This window comes from Pseudomonas sp. FGI182 (genome assembly GCF_000511325.1).
GTDB classification, from domain to species: domain Bacteria; phylum Pseudomonadota; class Gammaproteobacteria; order Pseudomonadales; family Pseudomonadaceae; genus Aquipseudomonas; species Aquipseudomonas putida_Z.
The window spans coordinates 5,851,706-5,867,866 of record NZ_CP007012.1 but is presented as its reverse complement, the minus strand read 5'-3'; the positions used below and the strand labels follow the sequence as shown (position 1 = coordinate 5,867,866).

Sequence of the window (16,161 nt, the reverse complement as noted above, 5' to 3'; positions counted from 1 at the left end):
GGGAGCGGGCGAGCCCGCGAACACCGGCAAAGCCGGTGCCATCCACTGCGCCGCCTGTTTCGCGGGCACGCCCGCTCCCACAGTGACCGCATCCAGCTTCACAGGATCGGCGAAATCAGCCGAGCAATCCGCATCCCCAGTTGCTGCAGCCGATGAGTATCGCGGCTGTCCTCCGCAGTAATTTCCCGTGCCTGTTCAAAGTCATTGTTCAGCATGTCCTCGACCTGGTCAGCGAAGCCGCGGTCGACCGTGAGCAGGGTGATTTCGAAGTTCAGGCGGAAGGAGCGGTTGTCCAGGTTGGCACTGCCGATCGCGCTGACATCGTCATCCACCAGCACCACCTTCTGATGCAGGAAGCCCGGTTGGTAGCGGAACATGCGCACACCCGCACGTACCGCTTCGAAGGCAAAAAGGCTGGAGGCTGCATAGACGATGCGATGGTCTGGGCGTGACGGAATCAGCACTCGCACATCGACCCCACGCAGTACCGCCAAACGCAACGCGGCGAACACCGCCTCGTCGGGGATGAAGTACGGGCTGGTGATCCACACGCGCCGGGTGGCTGAATGGATCGCCTCAAGGAAGAACAGCGAGCAGGTTTCCTGTGGGTCGGCCGGGCCGCTGGCCAAGGCTTGGCACAGCACGCCGTTGTCCGGGTAGGCATCCGGCAGAATCAGCGGTGGTAGCTGGCGCGTGGCCCAGTACCAGTCTTCGGCGAACGGTTCCTGCAGGCAGGCCAGCACCGGCCCGCTGATCTGCACATGGGTGTCGCGCCAAGGTGAGAGCTGCGGGTGGCCACCAAGGTACTCATCGCCCACGTTGTGCCCGCCGATGAAACCGAGCAAGCCATCCACCACCACGATCTTGCGGTGGTTACGGAAGTTCACCTGGAAGCGGTTGAACCAGCCACGACGGGTTGCGAAGGCATGAATCTGTACACCACCGTCGCGCAGCAACTGGCTGTAGCTTGCCGGCAAGGCATGGCTGCCGACACGGTCATACAGCACGAACACCTGCACCCCCTCGGCGGCCTTGCGCAGCAGCAGTTGCTGCAGCGCTTTGCCAAGGTTGTCGTCATGGATGATGAAAAACTGCACCAACACCACATCGCGGGCTTTTTCGATGGCGGCGAATATTGCATCGAATGTTGCCTTGCCATCGATCAGCAGCTTCACCTCGTTATTGGCAAGGCAGGGCATGCGCCCGAGCTTGGGCATGGCGCGCAACGCCGCATAGCTTTCCGACTCGCGGGCGGTAAGGGCTTCTTCTACCCAAGGCCGCCAGTTGAGGTTGGCCATGGCCACATGCATTTCCTGGTTGGCCTGGCGCCGGGCTTTGATGTAGGCATAGAACGAGCGCGCACCGAAGATCAGGTAAGGGATCAGGGTGAGGTAGGGGATGAAGAACAACGGCATGGCCCAGGCGATTGCGCCTTGGGCAGTGCGCACGGTGAACAGTGCGTGCAGTGCGGCGACGATACCCAGCAGGTGAACCAGGCCGAGTAGGTAACCGAAGAAGTAGGGGCTGTGGTAGTCCATATGCATCCTGCTTGCCGAGTACACTTGAGTAACAGAACACGTTCCCGGTCCGCCTTGCAACCTGCAGGTGGATTTGGCGTCTAAGGCTCAGCCCGGCCCGCTTGGCCGGCTTTTTCCAGGAGCGTTCGTCCATGAAGATTCGTCTGCCACTGTTGGCGTTGGCCCTAGGTGTGAGCAGCCCGCTGGTGCATGCTCAGATGCTACAGCCAGGTTTGTGGGAGCTGACCACCAGCAACATGCAGGTCGATGGCAAGCCGTTACCCGACATGGAGTTCATGCTCGGTCAGTTGAAGAACCTGCCGCCAGAGCAGCGCGCGATGATGGAAGGGGTGCTGGCCAAGCAGGGAGTGACTGTTGGGGGTAAGGGGGTGCGCTCGTGCCTGACGCCAGAACAGGTGGCAACCAACGATATCCCGCTGCAGGACCCGAAGTCAGGGTGTACCCAGAAGATCACCGACCGCACCGGCAATGTGTGGAAATTTCAGTTCAGCTGCCCCAAAGCGCAGGGCAGTGGCCAGGCGACATTCCTCAGTGACCGGGAATTCACCACCCAGGTCAACGGTACGTTCAACGCCTCGGGTGTACAGCAGCAAGGCAGCATGAACACCCGTGCCGTGTGGTTGGGTAATGACTGCGGCTCGGTCAAGCCGCGCAGCTGACATCCCATTGCCACTGGCTGGTCGCGACAGCATCGTGGGCATGCAGGCTTTCTGCATGTTCCACGCGCAGCTTGAAGGCCGTGCTCCATTCCATTTGCCGTAGCGCCTTGTGCAGGCGTCGTGCGGCGTCTTCGCAGAACATCAGGTTCTGGCCGTTGGCCAAGGCAAAGGCTTGTTCGTCTGCGCGCTTCACTGCGGTCTGCACCGCCGTCCCCAGGCTTGCTTCTATCCGGTCGATCAACTCGGTGATTGGCAGAACCTGCTGATTGCTGCGCAGCCTTACCTGGATTTGCGCGTTACTACGTTGGCTATGGGGCGTCGCTACGATGCCTTCGGCGCTGCCAAGCCACTGCAGCACTGCAGATTTGTCGACCTGCTCGGCGCTGAAATGCGCCTGGAACTGCTGCTGAATCAGCTGCCGTGCAAGTGCAGCCGAGCATGGGCAGGTCGAGGAGTAAGGGATGGAAACGGATAGTTCCACGTGGAACATTTCATTTTCGATCCTTGCATCGACTGTGACGGCATAGCTTTTCCAACCCTCCAGCGGGCTGATCAATGCAGGCCTTTTTAGCAGATGCTCGAAGCGCAAACGCAGATAGGCGGCTGAAGAAAGGCCTTCGTGGCTGCTGAGGAAGTCAGCCAGCAGCTGGCGGATGGTGAGCGGCGTCAGAGGCTGATGCTCCAACGACTCCAGGGCGAGATAAAGCCGCGACATATGGATACCGCGTGCGCTGCCGTCTACCAGGCTAACGCCGGCATCGACAGTGGCAGCTGCTGTGCGCCCCTCGAACTGCACAGGTTGGGCGATCCCGCACATACCCACCCAGTTCAAAGGCAAGGCGTATTCATGGGTTTGTGCGGCAATGTCGGGGAGCTTGAGCTGAGTCATCTGCTATTCCAAACAAAAGGGAGATCAGCGGCCACCACCGATCAAGCTGCAATGCCGGGAGGGGTACCCTGGCACGTGGCGGGTTCATTTGTCCTCCCGGTGGGTACTCGTTCGTCACGAACGACTTGGCGAAATTGTATTGTTACTTTATAACATTGTGCAATGCATCGTTTCGAATGCGCTCGCCTGAAGAGGTTTCGCCATGTCCAACCGTCTCCCTGTCACCGTGCTGTCCGGCTTCCTTGGCGCCGGCAAGAGCACCTTGCTCAACCATGTGCTGCGTAACCGCGACAACCTGCGGGTTGCGGTCATCGTCAATGACATGAGCGAAATCAACATCGATGCCAGCGAGGTGCAGCGCAACGTAAGCCTCAACCGTGCCGAGGAGAAGCTGGTGGAGATGAGCAATGGCTGCATCTGCTGCACGCTGCGTGAAGACCTGCTCGAGGAAGTGGCGCGGCTGGCCGAAGAAGGGCGTTTCGATTATTTGCTGATCGAGTCCACGGGGATCTCGGAGCCACTACCGGTGGCCGAGACCTTCACCTTCCGCGACGAACAGGGCCGCAGCCTGTCCGACATGGCGCGTCTGGACACCATGGTCACTGTGGTCGATGGCCTGAACTTCCTGCGTGATTACCAGGCAGCAGACAGCCTGGCCAGCCGTGGCGAAACCCTGGGTGAGGAAGACGAGCGCTCGATCAGTGACTTGCTGATCGAGCAGGTCGAGTTCGCCGATGTACTGTTGCTGAGCAAGATCGACCTGATCAGCCAGCACGAACGCGAAGAGCTTATAGCCATTCTGCGCAGCCTCAATGCCCGGGCGCAGATCGTGCCCATGGTCATGGGCCAGGTACCGCTGGAACGCATCCTCGATACCGGTCTGTTCGACTTCGACCAGGCCGCCCAGGCACCGGGCTGGCTGCAAGAGTTGCGCGGCGAGCATGTGCCGGAAACCGAAGAGTACGGCATTGCCGCCACCACCTGGCAGGCCCGGCGCCCCTTTCATCCACAGCGCTTTTTCGACTTTATCCACACGCCCTGGAGCAATGGCCGACTGCTGCGTTCGAAAGGTTTTTTCTGGCTGGCCAGCAAATACCAGGAGGCCGGCAGCTGGTCGCAGGCAGGCGGCATGATGCGCCATGGCCTGGCGGGCCGCTGGTGGCGTTTCGTGCCCCGCGAGCAGTGGCCACAGGATGTGGATAACACCGCCGCGATCTTGAAGAACTGGGTTGCCGAGAGCGGTGACTGCCGCCAGGAACTGGTGTTCATCGGGCAGAATATTGACTTCGAAAAATTATCCACAGCACTCGATGCATGCCTTTTGACCGATCAGGAAATGGAATTGGGGCACATGGGCTGGTTGCGCCTGCCCGATCCGTTCGGTCCATGGCATGAGGAGGCGGCAGCATGAATCCGGCACGCAAGCCTGTGGATATTTTTCAGGTATTTGGCGAGACACCGCAGGTGCTGACCGATGTGCTGCAGGATGGCGTGAACCTGGCGGTATGGCGCCGACGCTTGCCGCCACAACTGGAGGACTTTGCCGCGCTGGTAGTCAGCCTCGGCCAGCCCTTGGCAGACCAGCGCGTCATCGATGTGGACGAGCAGCACATGCCGGTATTCACCGAACTCTTGCGCGAAGCGGCCGACTTGCACGGCTATGAGGCATTCGTGGCGGATGTGGCCTGGCTGGTGGCGGCCTATACCTGCCTGGTGGGTGCGCAGCGGGTAGGTTTGCGCCTGCGGGTACTGACAGGCCCGATGTGCCCGCGCTTCCATGTGGATAACGTTCCGCTGCGTCTGCTCACTACCTACGCAGGCCCAGGTAGCGAGTGGTTGAAAGAGGACGCGAGCCCTCGTGGCAACTTACACACAGCAGTACTCCCTGTGGATAACGTTCAGCACCTGCAAGCTGGCGATGTGGCTGTGCTCAAAGGTGAGAAGTGGCAGGGCAACGAAGGCGCGGGTCTGGTGCACCGCTCGCCTTCGGGGCAGCTGGGGCGCCTGCTGCTCAGCCTTGACTGGCTGGCCTGACAGCGCATAGTGAGGCATCCCCATCGCCCGAAGCCGCCCCATGCTGCAGAACATTCCCACCCACGTGATTGCCGGCCCGCTGGGGGCCGGCAAGACCACCCTGATCCGTCACCTGCTGGCCCAGCGCCCCGCCAATGAGCGCTGGGCGGTATTGATCAACGAATTCGGCCTGGTAGGCCTGGATGCGGCCTTGCTCAGCCGTGACGAAGACGGCATCGCCATCGGCGAGGTCGCAGGTGGCTGCCTGTGCTGCGTCAATGGCATGCCGTTTCAGGTGGGCCTGGGCCGACTGCTGCGCAAATCCCGCCCTGACCGGCTGTTCATCGAGCCGTCCGGGCTGGGTCATCCCTTGCAGTTGCTCGCTCAGTTGCAAAAAGCCCCTTGGGCTGGAGTGCTGACAATACAGCCATTGCTGATGGTCGTGGACGCGCAGTCGATGGTCCGGAACGAGCAGCTTCCGGAGGCTCAACAGCAGGCGTTCGATGCTGCTGAAAGCGTTGTCTTGAACAAATCAGAGGCTGTGGATGAAATAACTAAGTTGTTGATAACTAATAAATTTTATGGAAAAAAAATCTTCTGGACCGTCCAGGGTAGGTTGCCCTTGTCGGACCTTCCGGCTATAACCAATGGCATTGTCGACAGCTCGGTTGTGGATAACAGGATTGTCGACAATCTTGTAAATCCACCGGCAGCGCTATGGGCAGATCCCGGGCAGCCTATCTGTCTTGCCCAGCAGGGGGAGGGAGGTTGGAGCATCGGCTGGCGCTGGCACCCTGGCCAGCAGTTTTATCCACAGCGGCTGCAGGCGTTCTTGCGGGCTTGGCCGTGGCGGCGCGCGAAGGGGGTTATCCACAGCGTGGAGGGCTGGCAATCATTCAATGGCCTGAATGGGGACATGCCTGCCTGGCAGCCAAGCGACTGGCGCAGGGATACGCGTATCGAGCTGATTTTCGACCAGCCGCAATCGCAATCCGCGCTGCAGGCCGGGTTGAGCGAATGTCGTGTCAGCTGATCAGTTGCGCCAGCGGTTGTGCTCCTGGCGCCACTGCTGCATCTCGATGACATTGTCGGTGCGTGGTGGGGTCTTGATCTCGAACGGGTAGGGCGCCAGTTCAATCTGCACGCTGTGGGCGCCGAACTGGGTCACGGTACCGGGGTGGCGCTGTTCGCCCGTGACGGTGAACTCGAAGGCGTAGACGCGCGCCAGGCGCTTGCGGCCGTTGGCGTCACGGACAAAGGCGATACGCTTGAGAGCGACCGCGTCGTCGAGCAGTTCGAGGTCGAGCTTGGCGCAATGCTGTTTGACCCGTTCCAGGGCTTTCTCGCGCAACCCGTGGTTGTGCCACAACCAGGCGCCTGCCGTGGCGACCAGCATCAGGACGAAGAGGTTTTCCAGGGTCAACATTTGCGTATGCTCCAAACAGGTCGATCCAGCTTAACTGCGTCCCTGGCCTGTCGTACAGGTGGCAATCGAGTTCATACTGCGTTGCGCACAATCCCTGAAACAGCTTTGGAAACCTCCCGCATGAAACGTACCCCGCACCTGCTCGCCATCCAGTCCCACGTGGTGTTCGGCCACGCCGGCAACAGCGCCGCGGTGTTTCCCATGCAGCGTATCGGGGTCAATGTGTGGCCGCTCAATACCGTGCAGTTCTCCAATCACACACAGTATGGCCAGTGGGCGGGTGAAGTGCTTGCCCCCGCGCAAATTCCTGCGTTGGTGGAAGGCATTTCCAACATCGGCGAGCTGGGCCATTGCGACGCGGTGCTGTCCGGTTACCTGGGCAGCGCCGAACAAGGTCGGGCGATTCTGGCCGGCGTCGAGCGCATCAAGGCAGTCAACCCAAAGGCTTTGTACCTTTGCGACCCGGTCATGGGGCACCCTGAGAAGGGCTGCATTGTGCCAGCGGAAGTCAGCGAGTTCCTGCTCGACGAGGCGGCTGCCAGGGCTGACATCCTGTGCCCCAACCAGCTGGAACTGGACAGCTTCTGTGGCAGCCGAGCGCAGTCGCTGGAGGACTGCGTGAACATGGCGCGCAGCCTGTTGCAGCGCGGGCCGCAGGTGGTGCTGGTCAAGCACCTGGCCTACCCCGGGCGTGCCGAGGACCAGTTCGAGATGCTGCTGGTGACTGCCGAGCAAAGCTGGCACCTGCGCCGCCCGCTGCTGGCGTTCCCGCGGCAGCCGGTAGGGGTGGGTGACCTGACCTCAGGCCTGTTCCTGGCCCGCGTTCTGCTCGGCGACAGCTGGGTGCAGGCGTTCGAATTCACCGCTGCGGCCGTACACGAAGTGCTGCTCGAAACCCAGGCCTGCTCCAGCTATGAACTGCAGCTGGTGCGGGCCCAGGACCGCATTGCGCATCCAAGGGTGCGCTTCGAGGCACAGCCGCTGGCGCTTTAAATCGCGTCGGTTTTCAGGTCCTGGTAGCGCTTTTCCAGCTCCTGGCGGATCTGTCGGCGCTGCTGGCCCTGCAGGAAGCGGCGCTTTTCTTCACTGCTTTGCGGCTGGCGCGGCGGTACCTGCACCGGGCGACGGTTGTCGTCGACCGCGACCATGGTGAAGAAGCAGCTGTTGGAATGGCGCACCGAGCGCTCGCGGATGTTCTCGGTCACCACCTTGATGCCCACCTCCATCGAGGTGTTGCCGGTGTAATTGACCGACGCCAGGAAGGTCACAAGTTCACCCACGTGCACCGGCTCGCGGAAGATCACCTGGTCGACCGACAGGGTGACTACATAGCTGCCGGCATAGCGGCTGGCGCACGCATAGGCCACTTCGTCGAGGTACTTGAGCAGGGTGCCGCCATGTACGTTGCCAGAAAAGTTGGCCATGTCCGGGGTCATCAGGACGGTCATGCTCAGCTGGGCGTTTCCAGGTTCCATAGTGTGCTCACGGTGAGGTTGCGCTGAATCGGGCGAATGGGGGGCATTATCTGCAGACACTTCTGTTCCCCTCTTTTGAATTTGCCTTCCTGGTACGGGACGTTGGCTGACGCTCCATCGTCACGCCGATCATGCCATCAGCGGCGCTTTTCCAGCCGATCTGTTTCTGCATATTGCACCGCCTTTTTGCGGCGGGGTGCGATGTTAACCTGACTACACCCATGCAACATGGGCTTTTCCTGCATTCAAAACAGTATGTACTTGCTGCTCGCTCAGGGTTGCCTTGGCAGAGGAGCGGTCTGCCCAGGCATCCAGCAACGGACGAGAAAAGGAGTATCACGCCATGCATGCCATCAGCTTCATCCAGGACCTGGCAGTCATCATGCTGGTTGCTGGCGTGGTCACCATTCTCTTTCACCGCCTCAAGCAGCCTGTGGTGCTGGGCTACATCGTCGCCGGCTTCATCATCGGCCCGCACACCCCACCGTTCGGCCTGATCCACGACGAAGACACCATCAAGACCCTCGCCGAGCTGGGGGTGATCTTCCTGATGTTCTGCCTGGGGCTCGAATTCAGCCTGCGCAAGCTGTTCAAGGTAGGCGCCACGGCGTTCATCGCGGCGTTCCTGGAAATCGTGCTGATGATCTGGATCGGCTTCGAGATCGGCCGCTGGTTCGGCTGGAACACCATGGATTCGCTGTTCCTCGGCGCCATCCTGGCGATTTCCTCGACCACCATCATCGTCAAGGCGCTCAACGACCTGAAGATGAAGAACGAGCGTTTCGCCCAGCTGATATTCGGCGTGCTGATCGTCGAGGACATCCTCGGAATCGGCATCATCGCCCTGCTGTCGGGCATCGCCGTCAGCGGCACGGTCAGCTCGGGCGAGGTGTTCTCCACTGTCGGCAAGCTGTCGCTGTTCATGATCGTTGCGCTGGTCATCGGCATTCTGCTGGTGCCGCGACTGCTGGCCTACGTGGCCAGGTTCGAAAGCAACGAGATGCTGCTGATAACCGTATTGGGCTTGTGCTTCGGCTTCTGCCTTCTGGTGGTGAAGCTCGAGTACAGCATGGTGCTTGGCGCCTTCCTGATTGGCGCGATCATGGCCGAATCGCGCCAGTTGCTGAAGATCGAGAGCCTGATCGAACCGGTACGCGACCTGTTCAGTGCCATCTTCTTCGTCGCCATCGGCCTGATGATCGACCCCCAGGTGCTGATCGACTACGCCTGGCCGATCGTGGTCATTACCCTGGCGGTGGTGTTGGGTAAGATGTTGTCGTGCGGCATGGGCGCGTTCATTGCCGGAAATGACGGGCGCACATCGCTGCGGGTGGGCATGGGGCTTTCGCAGATTGGCGAGTTTTCCTTCATCATCGCCGCGCTGGGCATGACCCTGCAGGTGACCAGCAACTTCCTCTACCCGGTGGCTGTGGCGGTATCGGCAATCACCACGCTGCTGACACCCTACCTGATCCGTGCCGCCGACCCGCTGTCACTCAAGCTGGGCAAGGTGGTGCCCAGCCGCCTGGCGCGGGTGCTGTCGTTGTATGGCGAATGGTTGCGCAGCATCCAGCCGCAGGGCGAGGGCGCCATGCTCGCGGCGATGATCCGGCGCATCCTGTTGCAGGTTGGGGTGAACCTGGCGCTGGTGATCGCCATCTTCTTCAGTGGTGGCTATTTCGCCGGGCGGATCGGCAACTGGCTCAGCGAGTGGGTCAGCGATGCCAGCCAACAGAAAGCGCTGATCTGGGGCGCAGCGCTATTGCTGTCGCTGCCATTCCTGATTGCCGCCTATCGAAAGCTCAAGGCGCTGTCGATGCTACTGGCAGAGATGGGCGTCAAGCCGGAAACGGCCGGGCGGCATACCCAGCGCGTGCGCCGTGTGATTGCCGAGGTGATCCCGCTGTTGTCGCTGCTGGTGATTTTCCTGCTGCTGTCGGCGCTGTCGGCGAGCATTCTGCCCACCAGCGAGCTGCTGCTGGTGATTGCCGTGGTGGCTGCGGTGGTGGTGGCCTTGCTGTGGCGCTGGTTTATCCGCGTGCATACGCGCATGCAGATTGCCTTGCTGGAGACGCTGGAGAACAGCCGCGAGAATACGCACTGAAGAGGGCAAATGCTCCCTGCGCAAGATTTCACCGTCGTCCGAGGGGATGGAGCGGTAGCGATGTCGCCAGGCGCAGAAAGCCTGGCGATATTAACTATACTGGTGGCACTAGGCCATAAGTTTCCCATTTCTGGGCCGGCCTCTTCGCGGGTAAACCCGCTCCCACAGGTACTGCACAATGATCAGCACCTGTGCAATACCTGTGGGAGCGGGTTTACCCGCGAAGAGGCCGGCACAAGCAGCACCAGATCAGAGATCGAAATCAGCTCTCCAGCCAGACATCCCGCGCCCAGTGCCACACCGATTCCCAGCTGTCTTCACCGACGATTTCCTCTTCGGCATCCCACAGCACCACGGTGCCATCCTCTTCGACGCAGTAGTAGTTGTCGCCGTCCTGGCACAGTGGAATCAGGTCACGTGGTACGCCGGCATCCCAGGCGTTGGCGGCGACTTCTGGCAGGTAGGTATGCGACTGTGGGTCGGTAACGGTCACCGGCTCCAGTGAGCCATACACCACGTCACTGACGGTCAGCAGGAACTCTTTGAACACGAACGGAATGTTGATGAACAGCTCTTCTTCGATCTCGACCAACTGGTCCTCGTCGGGAAGCTCAAGGGGCACCGGCACTGGCTCGTTGGCTTCACGGAGTTGTTCGATCACTTCTTCCACGGTTCACTTCCTCTGACCTAGATGACAACGCTGCGCGTTATACCCTAGTAGGCCACTCTGGCAAAAGCAAAAACCCCGGGACAGGCCCGGGGTTTTTTGTGCAGCACGCAGCGGTTAGCCGTTTTGACGGATACCGGCCACCAGCCAAGGCTGGTTTTCGCCCTGGGCGCGGACCATGTGCCAGCTTTCGCTGAACACTTCACCCTGGTCGAAGCGCGAGTTCTTCGACACGCCACGGAAGGTCAGGGTGGCGTCGGTACGGTCGGCGCGGTCGTCGACACCGTCCAGCTGTACCTCGAGGTTGTCGATGTAGGTGGACTGGAAGCCATCACCCAGTTCGGCGCGCTCGCGCTTGAGGAACTCGAGCATCTGCGGGGTGACGAACTCGGCGATCTTGTCCATCTCGTTGGCGTCCCAGTGCTGCTGCAGCGCCTGGAAGTGGTTACGGGCAGCAGCCAGGAAGTTCTGCTCGTTGAACCAGGCCGGGGCGTTGATCACCGGGGCGGCTGCGGCGGCAGGTGCGGCCGAACCACCGAAGATCGACGGCTGGGCAGGCTGCGCGTGAGTTTCACGCTGCATCGGCGCATGGCCCGGCATGGCCATTTGCGGCTGCTGCTGACGACGGCGCGCGGCGATGAAGCGGAACACCAGGAAGGCGATGAGCGCCACGATCAGGAAGTCCATGATCTGGAAGCCTTCGAAACCGTCGCCCATGAACATGGAGGCCAGCAGGCCACCGGCGGCGAGGCCGGCCAGAGGGCCCAACCAGCGCGAAGCACCGCTGGTGGCCGGGGCGGCACGGCCAGGTGCGGTCGGCGCGGCGGCAGGCGTGGTTGGCGTGGCCTGGCGGGTCTGGTGAATAGGCGCGGAGCCCGAGCTCTTGCCGCCGCCAAAACGCTTGGCGTTGGCGTCCAGGCTCAGCGTCAGGCCGACGCAGAGCGCCAGAGCGATGCTAAGAAAACGTTGCATAAGTGGGATATCCCCTGTTGTGGATTGCACGCGCGTCATGGTGCACAGGTTCCCGGGCACATGACCAGCGACATAATGTTTCGAGCTTTTGCCTGAATGTTACAAGGTGCTTATGACGGACCTGTAGGAGCGGCCTTGTGTCGCGATAGGGCTGCGAAGCAGCCCCGAGATATCAGTGTCAACGCCATGATTGTGGGGCCGCTTTGCGGCCCTATCGCGACACAAGGCCGCTCCTACAAGGGACTGCGCAGGCTTTTAGATGGCCTCGAGCTTGGCATACCCCAGCATCAGCCACTTGCTGCCTTCGGCAAAATTCACCTGCACCCGCGCCTGGGCGCCGGAGCCTTCGAAGTTGAGGATCACACCCTCGCCAAACACCGCATGCTGAACACGCTGGCCCAGGTTGAACGCGGTCTGCGGAATGCTGGCATTGGCGAACAGGTTGCTGTTCGTGGCCGTCTTGGCCCCGCCGAACGGGCGGCTGACGCTGTTGGACAGGCGCACTTCCTGAACCAGGCCTGCCGGAATTTCGCGTACGAAACGTGACACCTTGTTGTAGGTCTCGCTGCCATACAGGCGACGCGTTTCGGCGTAGGTCATGACCAGCTGGCGCATGGCGCGGGTGATGCCCACATAAGCCAGGCGGCGTTCCTCTTCCAGGCGGCCAGGCTCTTCCAGGCTCATCTTGTGCGGGAACAGGCCTTCTTCCATGCCCACCAGGAACACATACGGGAACTCCAGGCCCTTGGCGCTGTGCAAGGTCATCAGCTGGACGCTGTCTTCATGCTCGTCGGCCTGGGCATCGCCTGCCTCGAGCGAGGCGTGGCCGAGGAACGCCGAGAGTGGCGAGAGGTCGGCGTCTTCTTCGGTGGACTCGAAGTTGCGCGCTGCGCTGACCAGTTCCTCAAGGTTTTCTACCCGTGCCTGGCCCTTCTCACCCTTTTCTTCCTGGTGATAGATGATCAGCCCGGACTGCTCGATGGTGGTCTGGGTCATGGTATGCAGTGGCATGTCCACGACCTTCGCCGCCAACCCCTCGATCAGCTCGATGAACGCACCCAGGGCACTGGCCGCGCGGCCTTTCAGGGCTTTGGCGGCGAGCAGCTGGCACATGGCCTCCCACATCGACACCTGGCTGTGGCGGGCGTGCTCGCGGATGGCTTCGACGGTTTTTTCGCCAATGCCACGTGGCGGCACGTTGATCACCCGCTCCAGGGCTGCATCGTTGCCACGGCCTTCGATCAGCCGCAGGTAAGCCATGGCGTTCTTGATTTCGGCGCGCTCGAAGAAGCGCTGGCCACCGTAGATGCGGTACGGGATGCGTTCGCGCAGCAGGGCTTCTTCCAGCACCCGCGACTGGGCGTTGGAGCGGTACAGAATGGCGATCTCGTTGCGCGCATTGCCCTGCTTGACCAGGCTCTCGATGGTTTCCACCACGTAGCGGGCTTCGTCGTGCTCGTTGTAGGCCGCATACAGGGTCAGCGGTTCGCCTTCGCCCATGTCGGTCCACAGCTCCTTGCCCAGGCGCCCGCTGTTGTTGGCGATCAGCGCGTTCGCTGCCTTGAGGATGCCGCCAGTGGAGCGGTAGTTCTGCTCCAGGCGGATCATCTCGGCGTCGGGGAAGTCGGCAGTGTACTGGTGAATGTTCTCGATCTTGGCACCGCGCCAGCCGTAGATCGACTGGTCGTCATCGCCCACCGCCATCAGGCTGTCACCGCCGCGCGCCAGCAGGCGCAGCCAGGCGTACTGCACGGCGTTGGTATCCTGGAACTCGTCCACCAGCACGTGGCGGAAGCGCCGCTGGTAGTGCTCCAGCAGGCCCGGGTGGTCGCGCCACAGGTCCAGGGCGCGCAGCAGCAGCTCGGAGAAGTCGATGACCCCGGCGCGCTCGCAGGCTTGCTCGTAGGCGGTATAGACGTCGCGCATGGTCGACAGGAACAGGTCGCCCCCGGCCTGGATATGCTGTGGGCGCAGGCCTTCGTCCTTCTGCCCGTTGATGAACCACTGGGCCTGGCGTGCCGGCCATTTCTGCTCGTCCAGGCCCAGCTCGCGCATCACCCGCTTGATCAGGCGCTGCTGGTCGTCGCTGTCGAGGATCTGGAAGTTCTGCACCAGCCGTGCTTCCTGCCAGTGGGCCCGGAGCAAGCGGTGGGCCAGGCCGTGGAAGGTGCCGACCCACATGCCCGCCGGGTTGATGCCCAGCAGTTGCTCGATCCGCTGGCGCATTTCTGCCGCGGCCTTGTTGGTGAAGGTCACCGACAGGATCGAGTGCGGCGATGCCTGCTCCACCTGGATCAGCCAGGCAATGCGGTGCACCAGCACGCGGGTTTTACCGGAACCGGCGCCAGCAAGCACCAGTTGACGCCCGAGCGTGGCCGCTACGGCCTGGCGTTGGGCATCGTTGAGGGAATTCAGCAGGAGGGAGAGGTCGTCTGTGCGCATCGGGCCATTCTAGGGCGCGGCAGGAAATGGGGCAAACCTCTACTGTATAAATATTCACCTGCCGCATGCCCGTTTATCGAGCCGATGGCAGGTGCCAGGCCACCGCTCGGGCGGCCTGGCAGGCAGCGGTTCAGTCAATCGCCTCGATGGTGCGAATTTCGCAGCGCTGCGAACCGTCGGCATGGATGATCTCCACGGTTTTCCAGCCAGTGCCGCCTGCACGTTCGAAAACCACGGCTTTTTCGGTCAGCACCTGCGGGGTGATTGCGCCGCTATCCAGAAGTTGAAGCTCCAGCACTTCCCAGCCACCCCTGTGGCGCACCTTGGGTTCGACCAGCACCGGTTCGATGGCCGGAGAGGCGACCGTAACGGTGCCATGAACCCTGAAAACCTGCTTGCCGTGGGCGATGTCGTTGATTGCAACGAGGTTGGTGATAGTAGCCATTGTCTGCTCCTGTCTCGGGTTGAAAGTAGCGCCAGCGCGCCGGGGCTACTTTCTGCCCTTTCGCCTGCCGCGGGAGCAGGGCAGTGCTTCAGCTATGCCAGTGCCTGCCGTGCCTGGCCAGCAGGCTGTTGGCTTGCTCAGGCCCGTTACTGCCTGCCGGGTACGGTCGCGGTGCCTGGAAGTGCTCTTCACAGCCCTTGATGATCGGGTCGATCCAGGCCCAGGCCGCTTCCACTTCATCGCGGCGCATGAACAGCGTCGAGTCGCCCTCCAGCACATCCAGCAGCAGGCGCTCGTAGGCGTCCCAGCGGCGGGTCTGGCTGAACACCTGGGCCAGGTTAAGGTCCAGGTCCACAGGTTCCAGGCGCATGCCCTTGCCCGGGCTCTTGGTCATCATGCGCAGGCTGATGCGTTCGTCCGGTTGCAGCTGGATCAGCAGCTGGTTGACCTGGCCGCCATTGAAAAGCTCGTGCGGCACCGGCTTGAACTGGATGACGATCTGCGATGAGCGCCGTGCCATGCGCTTGCCGGTACGCAGGTAGAAGGGCACGCCCGCCCAGCGCCAATTGTCGATGTGCGCCTCGATGGCGATGAAGGTTTCGGTGTCGCTGTCGTTGTCGACGTCTTTTTCGAAGTAATAAGCCGGCACTTCCTGGCCGCCGATGCGCCCGGCGCCATACTGGCCACGTACGGTCTTGTCCTGCACGTCCTGGCCAGTGATGGGCTTGAGGGCCCGCAAGATCTTCACCTTCTCGTCACGCACCGCTTCGGCCTCGAACTGCGCGGGGGGCTCCATGGCCACCAGGCATAGCAGCTGAAGCAGGTGGTTCTGCAACATGTCGCGGGTCGCCCCGGCGCGGTCGTAGTAGGCGCCGCGGTTCTCTACCCCCAGGGTCTCGCAAACGCTGATCTGCACGTGGTCGACCTGGTTGTTGCGCCACACCGGCTCCAGCAGGGCGTTGGCAAAACGCAGGGCCATCAGGTTCTGCACGGTTTCCTTGCCCAGGTAGTGGTCGATGCGAAATACCTGGTTTTCCTCCAGCACTGCGCCAATCGCTTCGTTGATGGCGGTAGCCGATTCCAGCGAGTGGCCGATCGGCTTTTCCAGCACGATGCGTGCTTCGGCGTCGGCCAGGCCGGCGTTACGCAGGTGCTTGGCAATCGGCACGAACAGGTTGGGGGCGGTGGCCAGGTAGAAGATGCGCGTCAAGCCGCCGGGTTCGCCCAGGTAGCGCGCCAGGCGGCCGAAGTCGGCGCTTTGCGAAGCATCCATGGCGAAATAGTCGACCCGCGCGGAAAACCGCTGCCAGACCTCTTCGTCGAAGTCGTTGCGGGCAATTTGAGCCCGGCAATGGCGTTCGGCGAGCTTGAGATAATCGTTACGTGGCAAGTTGCGTCGTGCCAGCGCGATGATGCGCACGGCGTTGTTCAGACGGGCCTCGCGAAACAGGTGGTAGAGCGCCGGAAGCAGTTTGTGCAGGGCCAGATCGCCGGTGCCGCCGAAGACCAGAATGTCGCAAGGAATAGTCAA

15 protein-coding genes are annotated in these 16,161 nt (G+C 61.7%); 6 read left to right on the top strand and 9 right to left on the bottom strand.

The features are described 5' to 3' along the window. Window positions 1-98 precede the first annotated feature (98 nt). Window positions 99-1,538: a cardiolipin synthase gene (cls, locus tag C163_RS25855; protein ID WP_025341156.1), complete on the bottom strand. Its 1,440-nt coding sequence runs from the start codon at window positions 1,536-1,538 to the stop codon at window positions 99-101. A gap of 131 nt (window positions 1,539-1,669) precedes the next feature. On the opposite strand from cls, the gene C163_RS25850 reads away from it, so the two are divergent. After that, window positions 1,670-2,197, top strand: a complete 528-nt coding sequence (locus C163_RS25850) for a DUF3617 domain-containing protein (protein WP_015272374.1) — start codon at window positions 1,670-1,672, stop codon at window positions 2,195-2,197. Here C163_RS25850 and folE2 read toward each other — a convergent pair. Next, entirely contained in the window at window positions 2,181-3,086 is a 906-nt protein-coding gene (folE2, locus tag C163_RS25845; RefSeq protein ID WP_025341155.1) for a GTP cyclohydrolase FolE2, read from the bottom strand. The genes C163_RS25850 and folE2 overlap by 17 nt on opposite strands. A 202-nt stretch (window positions 3,087-3,288) precedes the next feature. Here folE2 and zigA point away from each other — a divergent pair, with 202 nt between their 5' ends. From zigA to C163_RS25830, 3 genes are read left to right on the top strand one after another with little or no spacing between them, the layout of a single operon-like run. Continuing rightward, window positions 3,289-4,497: a zinc metallochaperone GTPase ZigA gene (zigA, locus tag C163_RS25840; RefSeq protein WP_025341154.1), complete on the top strand. Its 1,209-nt coding sequence runs from the start codon at window positions 3,289-3,291 to the stop codon at window positions 4,495-4,497. Beyond that, a complete protein-coding gene (locus tag C163_RS25835; RefSeq protein ID WP_025341153.1) occupies window positions 4,494-5,120 on the top strand; it encodes a DUF1826 domain-containing protein in 627 nt (208 codons plus the stop codon). The genes zigA and C163_RS25835 overlap by 4 nt, the downstream gene beginning before the upstream one ends. Before the next feature lie 40 nt (window positions 5,121-5,160). Further along, window positions 5,161-6,132, top strand: a complete 972-nt coding sequence (locus tag C163_RS25830) for a GTP-binding protein (RefSeq protein ID WP_025341152.1) — start codon at window positions 5,161-5,163, stop codon at window positions 6,130-6,132. On the opposite strand, the gene C163_RS25825 is transcribed toward C163_RS25830, so the two are convergent. Beyond that, a complete protein-coding gene (locus tag C163_RS25825) occupies window positions 6,133-6,525 on the bottom strand; it encodes a DUF3301 domain-containing protein (RefSeq protein WP_015272369.1) in 393 nt (130 codons plus the stop codon). A gap of 120 nt (window positions 6,526-6,645) precedes the next feature. Here C163_RS25825 and pdxY point away from each other — a divergent pair, with 120 nt between their 5' ends. After that, the gene (pdxY, locus tag C163_RS25820) at window positions 6,646-7,518 is read left to right on the top strand and encodes a pyridoxal kinase PdxY (protein ID WP_025341151.1); all 873 of its coding nucleotides are present in this window, start codon (window positions 6,646-6,648) and stop codon (window positions 7,516-7,518) included. Here the strand turns inward: pdxY and C163_RS25815 are convergent. Then, window positions 7,515-8,000, bottom strand: a complete 486-nt coding sequence (locus C163_RS25815) for an acyl-CoA thioesterase (RefSeq protein ID WP_003260046.1) — start codon at window positions 7,998-8,000, stop codon at window positions 7,515-7,517. The genes pdxY and C163_RS25815 overlap by 4 nt on opposite strands. Before the next feature lie 343 nt (window positions 8,001-8,343). Here C163_RS25815 and C163_RS25810 point away from each other — a divergent pair, with 343 nt between their 5' ends. Continuing rightward, window positions 8,344-10,104: a cation:proton antiporter gene (locus tag C163_RS25810; protein ID WP_025341150.1), complete on the top strand. Its 1,761-nt coding sequence runs from the start codon at window positions 8,344-8,346 to the stop codon at window positions 10,102-10,104. Window positions 10,105-10,366: 262 nt separating this feature from the next. Here C163_RS25810 and C163_RS25805 read toward each other — a convergent pair whose 3' ends face one another. From C163_RS25805 to zwf, 5 genes are all read right to left on the bottom strand, one after another. Beyond that, window positions 10,367-10,774, bottom strand: coding sequence for an SMI1/KNR4 family protein (locus tag C163_RS25805; RefSeq protein WP_025341149.1), 408 nt, complete (start codon window positions 10,772-10,774; stop codon window positions 10,367-10,369). A gap of 114 nt (window positions 10,775-10,888) precedes the next feature. After that, window positions 10,889-11,743: a Tim44 domain-containing protein gene (locus C163_RS25800; RefSeq protein WP_025341148.1), complete on the bottom strand. Its 855-nt coding sequence runs from the start codon at window positions 11,741-11,743 to the stop codon at window positions 10,889-10,891. Between the two features lie 255 nt (window positions 11,744-11,998). Continuing rightward, a complete protein-coding gene (gene uvrD / locus C163_RS25795; protein ID WP_025341147.1) occupies window positions 11,999-14,185 on the bottom strand; it encodes a DNA helicase II in 2,187 nt (728 codons plus the stop codon). A 130-nt stretch (window positions 14,186-14,315) separates the two neighbouring features. Next, a complete protein-coding gene (locus tag C163_RS25790) occupies window positions 14,316-14,630 on the bottom strand; it encodes a hypothetical protein (protein WP_025341146.1) in 315 nt (104 codons plus the stop codon). Window positions 14,631-14,718: 88 nt separating this feature from the next. Then, the gene (zwf, locus tag C163_RS25785; RefSeq protein WP_025341145.1) at window positions 14,719-16,161 is read right to left on the bottom strand and encodes a glucose-6-phosphate dehydrogenase; all 1,443 of its coding nucleotides are present in this window, start codon (window positions 16,159-16,161) and stop codon (window positions 14,719-14,721) included.

What these genes read in the sequence shown, in the direction of transcription:
- cls (WP_025341156.1), bottom strand. Translation starts at nt 1,538, where the DNA reads ATGGACTACCACAGCCCCTACTTCTTCGGTTACCTACTCGGCCTGGTT.
- C163_RS25850 (WP_015272374.1), top strand. Translation starts at nt 1,670, where the DNA reads ATGAAGATTCGTCTGCCACTGTTGGCGTTGGCCCTAGGTGTGAGCAGC.
- folE2 (WP_025341155.1), bottom strand. Translation starts at nt 3,086, where the DNA reads ATGACTCAGCTCAAGCTCCCCGACATTGCCGCACAAACCCATGAATAC.
- zigA (WP_025341154.1), top strand. Translation starts at nt 3,289, where the DNA reads ATGTCCAACCGTCTCCCTGTCACCGTGCTGTCCGGCTTCCTTGGCGCC.
- C163_RS25835 (WP_025341153.1), top strand. Translation starts at nt 4,494, where the DNA reads ATGAATCCGGCACGCAAGCCTGTGGATATTTTTCAGGTATTTGGCGAG.
- C163_RS25830 (WP_025341152.1), top strand. Translation starts at nt 5,161, where the DNA reads ATGCTGCAGAACATTCCCACCCACGTGATTGCCGGCCCGCTGGGGGCC.
- C163_RS25825 (WP_015272369.1), bottom strand. Translation starts at nt 6,525, where the DNA reads ATGTTGACCCTGGAAAACCTCTTCGTCCTGATGCTGGTCGCCACGGCA.
- pdxY (WP_025341151.1), top strand. Translation starts at nt 6,646, where the DNA reads ATGAAACGTACCCCGCACCTGCTCGCCATCCAGTCCCACGTGGTGTTC.
- C163_RS25815 (WP_003260046.1), bottom strand. Translation starts at nt 8,000, where the DNA reads ATGGAACCTGGAAACGCCCAGCTGAGCATGACCGTCCTGATGACCCCG.
- C163_RS25810 (WP_025341150.1), top strand. Translation starts at nt 8,344, where the DNA reads ATGCATGCCATCAGCTTCATCCAGGACCTGGCAGTCATCATGCTGGTT.
- C163_RS25800 (WP_025341148.1), bottom strand. Translation starts at nt 11,743, where the DNA reads ATGCAACGTTTTCTTAGCATCGCTCTGGCGCTCTGCGTCGGCCTGACG.
- uvrD (WP_025341147.1), bottom strand. Translation starts at nt 14,185, where the DNA reads ATGCGCACAGACGACCTCTCCCTCCTGCTGAATTCCCTCAACGATGCC.
- C163_RS25790 (WP_025341146.1), bottom strand. Translation starts at nt 14,630, where the DNA reads ATGGCTACTATCACCAACCTCGTTGCAATCAACGACATCGCCCACGGC.